Source organism: Streptococcus oralis, from assembly GCF_026782085.1.
GTDB lineage: Bacteria > Bacillota > Bacilli > Lactobacillales > Streptococcaceae > Streptococcus > Streptococcus oralis_DA.
Genome location: NZ_JAKUVW010000003.1, coordinates 66529 through 79962 on the forward strand (window position 1 = coordinate 66529; position 13434 = coordinate 79962).

The following is a 13434-nucleotide window of genomic DNA, read 5'->3' on the forward strand; positions in this document are numbered from 1 at the left end:
CCGAGTTTACTCCCTCTGTCTTAAAGTCCTAGATAAGCCTCAACCGCTGCTTGCATGTCAGCAGCTGCCACTGTTGTTTTATGACGAACTGGAGCTGTTTCAAGGCCATCAACCGCTGGTGGCACTGCCACTCCTGAAATGTCATGTAATTGAGCCAAAGCTTCAAAGTCAGTCAAGCCTGCTTTTCCTGTTACCGCTTCTACGGCAACCACTGGGAACTTGTAAGGACTAGCTGTTGAAGCAATCACTGTCTTAGTCGCATCGCCAGTAGCCACTTGGTATTTTCTATAAACAGCTGAGGCAACCGCCGTATGTGGATCCTCGATGTAGGCATCTGTTTGATAAACACGCTTGATTTCTGCCGCAGTTTCTTTCTCAGTCGCATATTCAGCTGCAAAGAGATCCAGAATCTCTGCATCAAAGTCTATCAATTCATATTGTCCTTGTGTACTCAAGGCATTCATGAGTTCAGCTGTCTTAACCGCATCATTCCCCAAAAGATGGAAAATCAAACGCTCTAAGTTTGAAGATACTAAGATATCCATAGATGGGCTAGTCGTCACCTTAAACTCACGTTTCTTGTCGTAAACACGAGTTTTAAAGAAGTCAGTTAAAACATTATTGTCATTTGAAGCACAGATCAATTTGCCAACTGGAAGACCGATTTGTTTAGCATAAAAGGCAGCCAAAATATTTCCAAAGTTTCCTGTTGGTACTGTGAAGTTGACCTTTTCACCAGCTACAATCTCACCAGACTTGACCAACTGAGCGTAGGCATAAACATAATAAACAATCTGTGGTACCAAACGACCAATGTTCATAGAGTTAGCTGATGAAAATTGCAGTTTATTGGCAGCCAACTTTTCACGAAGAGCTACATCGTTAAACATATGTTTCACATTTGTTTGCGCATCATCAAAGTTTCCATCAATAGCGATAACATGAGTATTGTCGCCAGTCTGAGTAGTCATTTGCAACTCTTGTACCTTGCTGACACCATCTTTTGGATAAAAGACGATAATCTCAGTTTCAGGCACATCCGCAAACCCTGCCATAGCAGCTTTTCCAGTATCACCAGATGTTGCTGTCAAAATGACAATCTTGTTCTCCAAACCATGCTTTTTAGCGGCTGTCGTCATAAAGTATGGCAAGATAGACAAGGCCATATCCTTAAAGGCAATCGTTGAACCATGGAACAATTCCAAGTTGTATTGCCCATCCAGTTTCACCAATGGCGCAATAGCTGGAGTATCAAACTTGCTATCGTAGGCATTGTTGATACAGTAGTCCAACTCCTCAGCCGTAAAGTCATCTAAAAATGCTGATAAAACTAATTTAGCCACTTCTTGGTAAGAAGCATCTTTTAATGTGTCAAAGTCCAAATCCACCTTTGGATAAGTAAGTGGTGTAAACAGACCACCATCCGTCGCCAATCCTTGCAAAATAGCTTGGCTGGCAGTTACTGTATTATTGGCATCACGCGTTGATTGATAAACTAATGTCATGAATCTCTATCCTTTATCTATAGTCTCTTCCATTATATCACGATTTTTCAGAAAATTCTCCCTTTATAAGAGAAATTATAATCCCAATTCTTTCTTCAAAGGCTCTAAATAAACCATTTCTTGCTTATCTCTTTTCTCCAGTCCTTCCTCAGCTAGGATGAGTAAGTCTTTAGAAAACTCGAGAACCGCAGTTTCTTCTTCATCTGTGAGTTGTTTTTTAGAAAATTGTCGTCTTAAAAGCTTATAATCACGACCAGCTGTGGTAAAAAATGGTGCAGATTGCAAGTAAGCTTCTAACTTGTCTAAATTGAGCAACAAACCCAAATGAAAAGCCGCCGCAGCAAAGGTACGATTCAAGGGTTGCGTACAGACACTACGAAACTCAACTGTTCCTCGAGTCGTTAAGTCTTGGTACTGGTAACTACGATGAGTTTGGAAATCCTCCTCCTGAGGATGAATTAACACCTCATCCCCATTAAGGGTAAATGCTTGGATTTCAGGTGTAGCCAAATAGTCCCTAGCCTGAATCGGATAAAAATAATAGGTCTGCCCACCACGCTCCGCAGTAAAAATCGCAGAATGATTTAAATAGTCAAAAAAATCATCCTCATCTTTAAATAGTCTAGTATTGACACCTACATTCTCTGGATAGATACCATGCATAGACTCTTCCCAAAAAATATCTCTCGAAATCTTGGTATCCCAATCTGCCCCTGAAAACTCAGAGTTTGCAAACAAATAAGCTTTAGCAGCTTCAATTTGCGTAAAAGCATTGATAACACGCAGGTAGTTGGAACTTGAAACGTCTAGTTGAACCTGACTTCCACAGATAAAGGCTCCATACTCAGGGAAATGATGTAAATCTGATTTAGTTACATTTCTACTCAAATTCAGATAAGCCATCAACATCTGATAGCGGGGATAAGCCACTGAACAATTCTCATTTTTATCCCAGTTGGGATGAATGCCGCAGCCAACAATAGCATGATTAGCTTCACCCAATTTATTCTGAATCGTAGCCATATAGAAGTTAAAGCGTTCTTCCACCTCTTGGATAGATTCGGCCTTTTCGAATGCAAACTCAATCGTCGTATAAGCAACCTCAAATAAGATCGTATCTTGGCTGACTGGATCAAGCAACTGAATTGGATTCCCAAAATCATCCACTTTTTCGATAGTAAAGCCCAGTACTGATGGTAAATACCGAAAGAGATCCTTAACAACTTCACCATCTGTAGCTTTACCCTCTAAATTTACAATAGGATATTCTAACTCAATCCCAACAAATAAATCTGGGTTCTCTTTTATATTCTTTAAGTAACGTTTCTTTAGTAATTCAACAGACCGAGACATTAATCACCAAACTCTTTCATAATCAAAATAAATTGTGAATAAGTAATATTATACCAAAAATACACTAAAAATGACTAGAATAAGAAGAAAAAGATGTTTCATCAGTTATCTGTACTTAAAGAAAAAATATCAAAATCTTCACTAAATCAAAAAACAAGGTCCGAAAACCTTGTCTTTATTACTATACCGGCGGCCGGGGTCGAACCGGCACGTCCTTGCGGACACTGGATTTTGAGTTCAATTCCTACAATTTTTGAGCCCTACAATCTTGATTTAATAGGATTTTAGGAAGTTTGAATCTTGCAAAATAGACTCTTTTTTCAAATTTCAGTAACTTTTAGGTAACACTTCATACCTTTTCCACAGTTAATGTAACATTGTGTCTTCTCCTATATAAAAAATCAATTTTTTAGATTATTAAAACAAAAACAACTCTTTTGCCCAAGTAGAAGATAATTCATTTTCTAGTAAAACTTTTTCTTGCCATATACCAGAATACTTTATGCCATCATCTTTAGCAGAATTTTTATGATTACCATTTATATTATCGGGCATAAGCACCGGTAATTCTTTCCAGATGCTTCTTGATTTACCACTCATTGTTAATACTCTCCCATCATGAAAATTAAAAGTACCATAGCCTTTTTTTTGAGGTAAAAACGATAAGTTTTCACTTGGTATATATAGCATATTAGATTTCAAACTACTCATATGTTCTAAAGAATGAGGATGAAAAGGATACATCTTCTGCAAACATTCTTTATCATTCGTCATGTCACCAATTTGCAAATAACCATAAATGATATTTAAATCAGGAGCATCTTTCTTAAAACACAATGTTCCATTATAAATATCCCCTTCAGTTTGTCTAAACCATCCAAAAAATAGAAAAAGGTCACCAATAGAAACATTGTGATTTCGTAATATTCCCTGAGAACTTTTAATTTGGCCAAATGCTGGTCTCCAATCAGAAACAGAATTATTCCTAATATTTTCTCTTATGTCCGGGTCAAGATGACAATTAAAATGATTTGTTTTATCTTCCTTCCCTTTTAATTGTTTTAATATATCTGAAAATAATACTCCATCATAGTTTAAATCGTCAAAAGATATAGTGTCATATTTAGCAGGTATTGGCAATGAAAGCAGTGTTCCATCAGGTAGTATAGGACTCGGGATACCACCATTAGATGAATCAAATCCTTTTCTTGATAAAATTATTTTCAAAATTCTTTTCCTCGTATAAAAAAGGGATGGTAAGGCAAATCCATTACTTTGTTTTGTGAACCAAGTATAGTCTCAGCAAATTCCGTTAATTCTAATACATCAGTAAATCTCTCTTCAGAATTATAAAATCCATTTTTGGCATTCCATCTTGGGAATGGTTTCCCATTCATTCTTGCTCGTTCTCCCATCGGGAAAAAATCTAAAATTTCTTTAGGAATTTTGAGTGGAGACTTACCAAAATAATTAAAACGGTCTGCAAGAATCACTACTTCATTCATAAAACTTGATTGGTTTAATCCATTCTTTTCAATCAGCCATTGATAAGTATAAGCATCTCTTCTATTATTAGATTTTGGAGATAATAAATATTCTTTCATTGTTAAAATTTCACTAATTTTAGCAACAAAAATTAGATGATTATATTTTGGAGTGATAAACATTCCTTGCTCATCTCTCCATTGTTTCCCATCGTTTGAATGCCCTGCTACAGCCATTATGTAAGCATCTACAGACTTAGAGTTTATTTTATCAGCCCAGTTCTTTTTGATATTTCTTCTTAACTGAAGCATACACCCTCCTTCGGTAAGAAGATGGGGAGTTGTATCATAATTTTCTGTAAAAACACAAGGATTGATACCATAATCATGAGTCATTCTATAGCAGTAAAAAATGGTTTGTTTGTCCACTCTTTTACCTCCTTCTCTCCAAAAGTTTTTGTATTCTAATTAAATATAGTATATCAAAAATGCTCTGTTGATGAAAGGGATTATACTCTTTTGTAAATACATGCCGAAGATAGTTTAACGTTCGGATAACCTCAAGGAATAACAATTACAAAAAATATGATTGATAAGAAGTTTAAGCAAATACTAGAAAGGGATAAAGATTTAAAGAAAATAAGAATACATGATTTGAGACACTCTCATACATCATTACTTATAAATCAAGGAGAGGATTATCTTGTTGTCAAAGAAAGATTAGGACATGCATCTATTACAACAACAATTGATACTTATTCTCATTTGTACCCTAGCAAACAGAAAACATTGGCTAATAAACTTGATGATTTATTTTAAAATGGAAAAATTGGTAACTCAACAAAAACTGATAAAAAAAAACAAGGTCCGAAAACCTTGTCTTTATTACTATACCGGCGGCCGGGGTCGAACCGGCACGTCCTTGCGGACACTGGATTTTGAGTTTGGCTCTTACCGTTTTATAAGTATGTGAAGCCTTTCAAATAGCCTTTTTAAGAAGATACCTCTATCGCAAAAACGATAGTTTTTTTATTTTTAGTAACTTTTTAGGATTTACTTTTCCTCAATCTATCCATTATTTCTTTACTTAACTTGTCGATATCATCGTCAGTACCAAGTTCTTCTCCAAATAACTTACTAAAAGTAAAAGATTTATAGACTTTGTCACGACTTTTCTCAGTACCATCATCAAGTAGTTTTAGATAATGTTGAAAATCTTTAATTACTCTTTGTTTTACTGTTTCAAAGTCTTCATCTTCAGTAACTGAATAATTGACAGGTTGCCATTCACTATATCCCATTTTATCTAACCTTTCATCATTTTTCAAATAAGTAGATTATACCATACGCGTATAGAATTTTTTATTTTTTTAGGTGTTATGGGTTGACAAGTATGCATAGAAAAATTATAATAGTTATAAACATGGTTATAATGTTGAAAGGAAAAATTATGGCAAGAGGTAAACCAGTTCCAGCAAGTAGCATGTTTGATAATCCTACAAATATATCAGCAGTTGTAGATAAATCAACCAAGTTAAATTTGGAAATCATTGCAGGAGAACTAGTGAGAAATTTAGGTTATCCCCCAACTCAAGGGCAGGTAATAGATTTCCTTGCTAAGTTTTATCTTGAAAACACTCAAAAATAGACGACATCTGTATCGTTTATTTTTTAAAAAGAATAACCACGTTTATATTTTTTAAATTTTTTCAATAAAAGGAGAACTGATATGACTAATTTATCTTTATTGACTGCAAACCTTGATTATCGTGGCTCTGGTGGACCATATAAGGATAGAACTTCTACTAAGATAGCTGATTATTTATTATCACAAAACCCTACTTTCATAGCATTACAAGAAGCTGGAGGCACCCAACCATCAACAAAGCCTCGCTACTTAAATGTTGATGAATATCAGAAATTTTTGTTAGCCGAAAAGTTAGCAAAAGAACTTGATACAGAATTGAGAAAGCGTGGATATGGGGTTATTTATCCTAAGTCTGATAAATCTAATGCTGTAAGTACTAGACTTTTCTATTTTAGTGACAATATCGAACTCATCAAAGAACTTCCTCCTATTTATGATGACTTCTATTGTAGACAAAGTGGTGGTCTGTTTAAAATTAATAATAAAACTATCGCGGTCTTTTCTCTCCACTTTCCTCTTTTTGAAAATCGCCCCGTAGAAAAAAAAGAAATGTGGGATAAATATATTCAATTTGCTTCCCAAGCAAGCAAATTGTATGACCATATTATCTTGGCAGGTGATTTCAATGAAAGTCCAAATAATGAAACGACTTTCCCCGATAAGATAGTTGAAATGGAGCAATACATGGTAAATGCTAGCCGAGATTTACCGACTTGGAGTAATAAGAAACTTGACCATATTTTCATTACACCAAATAGCAAAATTGAAAACTATTCGACACTTGATAATCATTTTAGTGACCATAAAGCACTACAAGTAACTTTTACAGTTTAGGAGTTTTTAAATGAAACTATTTAGATTAAGAACAATAGCAGATTTAACAAGAAATTATATCATTTCAAGTAGCAGATTAAGGGTGGCTCATTGGTCAATACTGGTACTTTCTATCTGTACTCTGCTTACTATAATTGCAAATATTAGAGCTCCTGACCTTACTAAAATCCATTTATCTTTTTAATTGGTTGTATAGATACATTAATTTCTGAGAGGAATGAAGATGAAAATACTGAAACTGAGCAAATCTGTGAAAGTAAAAGTTAATCCCTATGTTATTACTTCTCGTAGACTTTTTCTTAGTAGAATAGGAACTGAATTGTTAGTAGGCCTCTTATTGATAAATACTTGGTTTTCAATCCCCTTTATACCTTTTGGATTGATTATGTCAAGTTTTTTTACAGGCCTTATTATTCTTGTAGAAAAATTTTTTAGGTCTACTTTTATTAAAAAAATTCAAAGTATATTGTACGTCAGAGAATCTCTATTTGATATGCTAATAAGTCTAAATTTATATGAAGAAAGTAACAATCTAGTAATCAATAGCGCAACATTGAACTTCGAAATCACGCCTAATAATGATGTAATGGTTAAAGTACCTCTGTTTGGGAATAAATTTTTAAAACTTCTTAAAAATCTAGAGGAGTATCTTATACCAACCTTAGGGTTGCCTTTAATATCAAAACAAGAATTCCCTGATTGTGTTATTTATAAACTCGGTCACACAGAAAAAATTGAACAGTATGTTTTAAATGCCCACACATTGACTAAAGAATTTTTTGAAGATATTCCTACTCCAATAATCAAGCTATCAAATACCCAACAATTCTCTCTGAAATCGAATACTAATATCGGTATTTATGGACGCACTGGAACAGGCAAAACAATAGCCTTACAATGGTACTTATTTAACGCACTGGCTAAAGGTTGTGGTAGTGATGATGATACTTATTTAGGTATAGTTGATGGTAAGGCTGCCGATTTATATCGTATTGGTGAACTTCTTCACGAAGAACTGGGAGAACAAGTGGCAGTAGGCTCTTCACCCCAAATGCTAGCAAAATTATCGAGAAAATTTATAGAGATTATGGATGCAAGGTTTGAAATTATCAAACAGAATAGTTCATTAAATGCTGATGCATATGACCTGGGCATGATGACACCTAATTTTCTATTTGTCGATGAGCTTGCTTCTATTCGTGATTCTTGTGGCTCTAGCAAACAAGGTAAAGAGTTATGGAACGAAATTTTGCAAAACTTGGGTTTGATTGCTCGTAAAGGAAGACAGGCTGGTTGTCACTTACTATTATCTACGCAAGACCCTAATGCTGAGAATATTCCGGTAGAATTGAGAAACCAAATATCTGCGGTATTATATCTTGGGAATCCAGGAAGTGACCGTCTAAGAATGGCTTTTTCTATGTGTGAATTGGAAAATGTTCCTACTGTATCCGATAGAAAAGGAGAGGCTCTCTTTTATGCTGACGGTCTGAATTCTGTGGAACCTGTACTGACAATAGTTCCATTCGTTGATGTTAAAACAAAACGAGAATTTTTGCAGGTAGTTAGAAACATACTACCAGTCCACTAATAGCGGTCTTTTTCTCTGTTGGAATAGGTATTCTTTCCAACAGAGAAAAAGAGCAAACCGACTGCTTTGGCAGGAGGTAAAAAAGAAAGGAAACTATCTATGAAATTAAATGACTTTTTGAAAATTGAGCTCCTTGGTAATCGTTTCTTTGCCGTAAAAGGATATACTGAAGTTTTAGACCGTGAAACCAGTAAACCTACCGCATTACGTCTAAATGTGTCAATTCAAGATGAAAATAGCGATTTTTTCATGGAGATGATACAGGTCAAGGTTAATACTCTCACTCCTACTGCTTCTGTACAAGATATGGCAAACAACAAAACCTGCCCTGTTATATTAAAAGATTTGAATGTTGGTCAGTATAACGGAAACCTTTGGTTCTCATGCTCTGATGTGCTCCCTCTAACAAAATAAGATTCTATGGCTAAAATTTACGCAATTTCTGACATACATGGATATTTAGATGAGTTCATAAAAGCTCTCAACAAAGTAGAGTTATCTGATAAAGATAACAGACTTATCTTACTTGGAGACTATATTGATAACGGTTCTAAATCTTTTCAAGTGTTGTCTAAAATTATAGAGCTAGAAGAAGTGTACTCTGGGCAAATCATCACCCTATTTGGCAATCATGAGGAATGGTTCTACGACTGGTTAATACCAGAAACTCCTACTGCTTCTGCATTCGGAGAAACGATACAAAGTTTCTTTTCTCCAGAAGAGTTGAAAGAAATCTTAGTCTCTAATCCCAATAACTTTGAAATTGCTATTAGAAATGCAATCAAAACGAAAACTAAATTTATAGACTGGTTTAAAGAGCGATACAAGGATAAACGCTATTACGAGACTGATAATCAAATTTTTGTTCATGCAGGTATTGAAGAAGAAGCTGGTGACCTGTGGGAGGAGTTGACAAGTCCAGAAACATTTACCAATAAATTTCCAGTAACAACAGGTGCTTTCATCAAAGATGTCATTTCAGGTCATATCGCTTCTCATCAAGTTGCAAGAGATGATAGCTATCTTGGAAAAGTGTATTACAACCAGAATCATTACTTCATTGATGGGGATGTAAATCATAGCAAAACAATACCTGTTCTTTGCTATGATACAATTACCAAGAAATATTATTTTCTATAACTTTTAATCATGTGATCATAGGCAAAACTGCCGACTGGAGGTCGGCAAGCTGGAAGCGTGTTTAGCAGAGCGGTGCTTAGGTCACATGATAAAAGTTAGGAGGAGCTTTGCTCCTCCTAGTTTATTTATTATATAGACAATCTTTTGGCGAAAGCCAATCTAAAAGGAACTATTTTTTATGACTTCGTACAATAAAAAAATAGTCCGCACTTCTTCCTATATTGAAATTTGGGAATATGAAAAGCCAATATTTTCAAAAGGAAAATCAATCGATATTAATACTGAAAGCAAGGAAAAAACAAAACGCAGAAAATTTGATGAACTAAAACCTGAAGAACAAGAACAACGTCTTGAACGTATGAAGAAAACTCGCTTAGAAGCAAAGTGGAACTTACTCCGCCTAGTCGATTGTAATTTTGATGATACGACTTCTTTTCTCACATTAACCACCAAAGAAAATATCAGCGATAGAAACCATTTCAAAGACTTACTAAAAACATTTATCAAACGCTTTAACTATCACATATTTAAGACAAAGAAAAGCCAATTAAGGTATATAGCAGTATTAGAAAAACAAAAACGTGGAGCATGGCACGCTCATATCCTGCTTTTCAGCGTTCCCTATATCCCACATAGTCAACTATTAAAACTTTGGGGGCATGGAGCAGTACGGATAAATAAAGTTGATGTCGACAGCAAAGAAAACCGCGGTCGATATGTTACAAAATATTTTGAAAAAGGTATCGGACAAGAGCTATTAGAAAATTTTGGAAAACAAGCTTATCTGTCATCTCGCAACTTGAAAAAACCTGATGAAGATAAGTTTTATACATACGAAACATTTGAATATGACAGCTCAACTGTCCTATATGAAACAGAGTACACGAGTAAAGTCTATAAAGACGGTCAGTATTTTGATAATCATGTAAAGTACAAGAAAATAAGACTAGATGAATAAAGGAGTAAGTCACATGATAGCAACTGTTACTAAGAATGACCTAGTTGCCCTCGGATTCTCTGAGGGAACATCTAAACGTATTATCCGACAAGGAAAAGAACTTCTAGTAGCACGAGGATTTAGGGTGTATCAAAACAAACGGATTGGAACTATACCTGCTACTATAGCTACTGAACTGCTCGGGTTTGATGTTCAAAATATCCCACTTACTAGGGGGTAACAGATGGCAATACGAAAAGACAAAGACAATAGCTGGATAGTTGACATCAGTAATGGTTTCGACCCTATCACGTTAAAGCAACGTAGAATTGTTAGAAAAGGATTTAAGACCAAGAAAGAAGCCACCGAAGCAGAACACTACCTACGAAGTGTAGAGCTAAAAGAACGCTTCTACGGAGCAAAAATAACTGTTCCCATGCTTTATGACATGTTGAAAGAAGAAGACAGCATAAACCATAGAAAAACAAGCTATATCAATACTCAAGAGAATAACTACAACAAGCATATCAGAGAGTATTTTATAAACGTGGATAATGTTGGAAAACTGACCTATGAAGATATCTATCAATTTAGAGAACAACTCCGTCAAAAAATAGCACAAAATTCAGATAAACCCTTAAGCACAAATACCATCAATAAAATCATGATTTTACTCAAAAAAATTTTTGATGTAGGTTTGCGAAAAGGTTATTACACTACAAATCCTGTAAAGTTACTAAAAAAATTACCAATTGAAAAAACTAAAATGCAATTCTGGACAATTGCAGAGTTTCAACAATTTTTAAAACTCTTTGAGGTTGATGAATACAATATAAAATTATTGTTCACCGTCCTCTTTTTCACAGGACTACGGCTCGGTGAAGCACTCGCACTCACTTGGCAAGACGTAGATTTTACTAGTAATACAATCCATGTCACTAAATCTACTTACGTAAATAAAGGTATCAGCCATATCAGTACAACAAAGACTAAGGCAGGTACTAGAAGAATTATCATCAATAAAAAATTAAGTCAAGAGCTGGAAACTTGGCAGAAGAAACAAGCAAAACAATTACAACAATTCTCAAATGACATAACTACACTACAGGTATTTCAAAATAGCCCAATCATCATTACTAAGGACGCTATTGAAAAACAGTATAAGAAAATCCTTGAACGTGATAACACATTAAAAAAGATACGCATACACGATTTTAGACACTCACATGCTTCTCTTTTAATCAATAATGGAGAAGATTACCTAGTGGTTAAAGAACGCTTAGGACACGCTTCTATAACCACCACAATCGATACATATTCGCACTTATATCCAAGCAAACAGAAAGACCTAGCAGACAAACTAGATGATTTATTGTAAAGTAGCTTGCATTTTAAAAAACTAAAATATAGAATAAAGATATGGATAAAATACAAAAATCAGTAAGCCAACAGGCTTATGAAGTAGCTAAAAAAGCTCATTTAGGACAGGTTGATAAAGCAGGTGTTGACTATATTAAACACCCGAAGACCGTTGCAAGTTTTGTAGAAACTGATGAGGAAAAAGCGGTTGCTTATCTTCATGATGTTGTAGAAGATACTAAACTAACCCTACTAGACCTAGAAGAGCTAGGCTTTTCAAAGACGATTATAGAAGCCGTTGATATACTTACAAAGAAAAAAGGACAGGATTATCAATCATATCTCAACCTAGTAAAGACAAATGAACTCGCTAGGGTTGTAAAATTGGCTGACCTACGTCATAATTCAGATTTAACACGACTTTCAAAGATAACTACAAAGGATATAGAGAGAAATAAAAAATATCGTTCTGCTATCGCTTTTCTAAGCCAAGTAGAAAAAAATAGTAATTTTTAGTAACTCAATCAAGAACGGTTCAAAATATAAAAGAAAAGACAAGGCTTAGAAACCTTGTCTTTATTACTATACCGGCGGCCGGGGTCGAACCGGCACGTCCTTGCGGACACTGGATTTTGAGTCCAGCGCGTCTGCCAATTCCGCCACGCCGGCAAATAGTAACTGGGGTAGCTGGATTCGAACCAACGCATGAGGGAGTCAAAGTCCCTTGCCTTACCGCTTGGCTATACCCCAATAATATAAAATAGGCGAGTGATGGGGATCGAACCCACGCATGCCAGAGCCACAATCTGGTGTGTTAACCACTTCACCACACCCGCCATAATCATATTAACACGGGCAGTAGGAATTGAACCCACACTGAAGGTTTTGGAGACCTTAGTTCTACCTTTAAACTATGCCCGTAACTAAAGTAATGGAAGGGGAGGGATTCGAACCCCCGAACCCGAAGGAGCGGATTTACAGTCCGCCGCGTTTAGCCTCTTCGCTACCCTTCCAAGATATAAATAAAATATGGCGCGAGACGGAATCGAACCGCCGACACATGGAGCTTCAATCCATTGCTCTACCAACTGAGCTACCGAGCCAAATTGCGGGAGCAGGATTTGAACCTACGACCTTCGGGTTATGAGCCCGACGAGCTACCGAGCTGCTCCATCCCGCGTTAATATAAAAAGGAGGATGTGGGATTCGAACCCACGCACGCTTTTACACGCCTGACGGTTTTCAAGACCGTTCCCTTCAGCCGGACTTGGGTAATCCTCCAATAAATAGTCCGTACGGGATTCGAACCCGTGTTACCGCCGTGAAAAGGCGGTGTCTTAACCCCTTGACCAACGGACCATATTTATAAATGGGCACGAGTGGACTCGAACCACCGACCTCACGCTTATCAGGCGTGCGCTCTAACCACCTGAGCTACGCGCCCAAGTTTAAAAAACTTGGTAATTGAACAAAGTTCAAAGCGGGTGACGAGAATCGAACTCGCGACAACAGCTTGGAAGGCTGTAGTTTTACCACTAAACTACACCCGCTAAAATGGGAGTTAACGGGATCGAACCGCTGAC

At 36.0% G+C, this 13434-nt stretch carries 14 protein-coding genes, 11 tRNA genes and 1 pseudogene; 10 read left to right on the forward strand and 16 right to left on the reverse strand.

Annotation, left to right across the window (positions count from 1 at the left end):
- Positions 1-20 precede the first annotated feature (20 nt).
- The 4 genes from thrC to MK395_RS01965 form a co-directional block, all read right to left on the reverse strand.
- Positions 21-1505, reverse strand: coding sequence for a threonine synthase (thrC, locus tag MK395_RS01950; RefSeq protein WP_268711175.1), 1485 nt, complete (start codon positions 1503-1505; stop codon positions 21-23).
- Positions 1506-1580: 75 nt separating this feature from the next.
- A complete protein-coding gene (locus MK395_RS01955) occupies positions 1581-2858 on the reverse strand; it encodes a gamma-glutamylcysteine synthetase (RefSeq protein ID WP_268711176.1) in 1278 nt (425 codons plus the stop codon).
- 417 nt (positions 2859-3275) lie between these two features.
- A complete protein-coding gene (locus MK395_RS01960) occupies positions 3276-4085 on the reverse strand; it encodes an Nmad3 family putative nucleotide modification protein (RefSeq protein ID WP_000691671.1) in 810 nt (269 codons plus the stop codon).
- Positions 4082-4771, reverse strand: a complete 690-nt coding sequence (locus tag MK395_RS01965; RefSeq protein WP_025168804.1) for a hypothetical protein — start codon at positions 4769-4771, stop codon at positions 4082-4084. Before MK395_RS01965 ends, MK395_RS01960 begins: the two co-directional genes overlap by 4 nt.
- A gap of 138 nt (positions 4772-4909) precedes the next feature.
- On the opposite strand from MK395_RS01965, the pseudogene MK395_RS01970 reads away from it, so the two are divergent.
- Positions 4910-5161: pseudogene (locus tag MK395_RS01970) on the forward strand (tyrosine-type recombinase/integrase); the annotation flags it as partial.
- A 227-nt stretch (positions 5162-5388) separates the two neighbouring features.
- Here the strand turns inward: MK395_RS01970 and MK395_RS01975 are convergent.
- Positions 5389-5670 carry a hypothetical protein gene (locus MK395_RS01975; RefSeq protein WP_243701288.1) on the reverse strand — a complete coding sequence of 94 codons (282 nt, stop codon included), beginning with the start codon at positions 5668-5670 and terminating at the stop codon, positions 5389-5391.
- A gap of 122 nt (positions 5671-5792) precedes the next feature.
- Here MK395_RS01975 and MK395_RS01980 point away from each other — a divergent pair, with 122 nt between their 5' ends.
- The 9 genes from MK395_RS01980 to MK395_RS02020 all read left to right on the forward strand — a co-directional run bounded on the left by MK395_RS01980 (position 5793) and on the right by MK395_RS02020 (position 12367).
- A complete protein-coding gene (locus MK395_RS01980; protein WP_115242154.1) occupies positions 5793-5990 on the forward strand; it encodes a hypothetical protein in 198 nt (65 codons plus the stop codon).
- An 81-nt stretch (positions 5991-6071) separates the two neighbouring features.
- The gene (locus tag MK395_RS01985; protein ID WP_125849402.1) at positions 6072-6824 is read left to right on the forward strand and encodes an endonuclease/exonuclease/phosphatase family protein; all 753 of its coding nucleotides are present in this window, start codon (positions 6072-6074) and stop codon (positions 6822-6824) included.
- A 223-nt stretch (positions 6825-7047) separates the two neighbouring features.
- The gene (locus tag MK395_RS01990; RefSeq protein ID WP_125849405.1) at positions 7048-8415 is read left to right on the forward strand and encodes an ATP-binding protein; all 1368 of its coding nucleotides are present in this window, start codon (positions 7048-7050) and stop codon (positions 8413-8415) included.
- Between the two features lie 99 nt (positions 8416-8514).
- Entirely contained in the window at positions 8515-8829 is a 315-nt protein-coding gene (locus tag MK395_RS01995) for a hypothetical protein (protein ID WP_125849408.1), read from the forward strand.
- Positions 8830-8835: 6 nt separating this feature from the next.
- On the forward strand, positions 8836-9555 hold the full coding sequence (locus MK395_RS02000; RefSeq protein ID WP_125849411.1) for a metallophosphoesterase: 720 nt from the start codon (positions 8836-8838) through the stop codon (positions 9553-9555).
- Positions 9556-9733: 178 nt separating this feature from the next.
- Positions 9734-10513: a rolling circle replication-associated protein gene (locus tag MK395_RS02005; RefSeq protein WP_125849414.1), complete on the forward strand. Its 780-nt coding sequence runs from the start codon at positions 9734-9736 to the stop codon at positions 10511-10513.
- 13 nt (positions 10514-10526) lie between these two features.
- The gene (locus tag MK395_RS02010; RefSeq protein WP_125849417.1) at positions 10527-10733 is read left to right on the forward strand and encodes a DUF3173 domain-containing protein; all 207 of its coding nucleotides are present in this window, start codon (positions 10527-10529) and stop codon (positions 10731-10733) included.
- A 3-nt stretch (positions 10734-10736) separates the two neighbouring features.
- Positions 10737-11870 (forward strand): site-specific integrase, encoded by a 1134-nt coding sequence (locus MK395_RS02015; RefSeq protein ID WP_132972999.1) that lies wholly within the window; start codon positions 10737-10739, stop codon positions 11868-11870.
- A gap of 41 nt (positions 11871-11911) precedes the next feature.
- A complete protein-coding gene (locus MK395_RS02020) occupies positions 11912-12367 on the forward strand; it encodes an HD domain-containing protein (protein WP_125849424.1) in 456 nt (151 codons plus the stop codon).
- 69 nt (positions 12368-12436) lie between these two features.
- On the opposite strand, the gene MK395_RS02025 is transcribed toward MK395_RS02020, so the two are convergent.
- From MK395_RS02025 to MK395_RS02075, 11 genes are all read right to left on the reverse strand, one after another.
- Positions 12437-12520, reverse strand: a tRNA-Leu gene (locus MK395_RS02025).
- 9 nt (positions 12521-12529) lie between these two features.
- A tRNA-Gln gene (locus MK395_RS02030) sits at positions 12530-12601 on the reverse strand.
- 13 nt (positions 12602-12614) lie between these two features.
- Positions 12615-12687, reverse strand: a tRNA-His gene (locus tag MK395_RS02035).
- 14 nt (positions 12688-12701) lie between these two features.
- Positions 12702-12772, reverse strand: a tRNA-Trp gene (locus MK395_RS02040).
- An 11-nt stretch (positions 12773-12783) separates the two neighbouring features.
- A tRNA-Tyr gene (locus tag MK395_RS02045) sits at positions 12784-12864 on the reverse strand.
- Between the two features lie 17 nt (positions 12865-12881).
- A tRNA-Phe gene (locus tag MK395_RS02050) sits at positions 12882-12954 on the reverse strand.
- Between the two features lie 3 nt (positions 12955-12957).
- A tRNA-Met gene (locus MK395_RS02055) sits at positions 12958-13031 on the reverse strand.
- An 11-nt stretch (positions 13032-13042) separates the two neighbouring features.
- Positions 13043-13132 (reverse strand) — tRNA-Ser (locus MK395_RS02060).
- Positions 13133-13138: 6 nt separating this feature from the next.
- Positions 13139-13210: transfer RNA gene (locus MK395_RS02065), tRNA-Glu, on the reverse strand.
- Positions 13211-13221: 11 nt separating this feature from the next.
- A tRNA-Ile gene (locus MK395_RS02070) sits at positions 13222-13295 on the reverse strand.
- 35 nt (positions 13296-13330) lie between these two features.
- Positions 13331-13401, reverse strand: a tRNA-Gly gene (locus MK395_RS02075).
- Between the last annotated feature and the right edge of the window lie 33 nt (positions 13402-13434).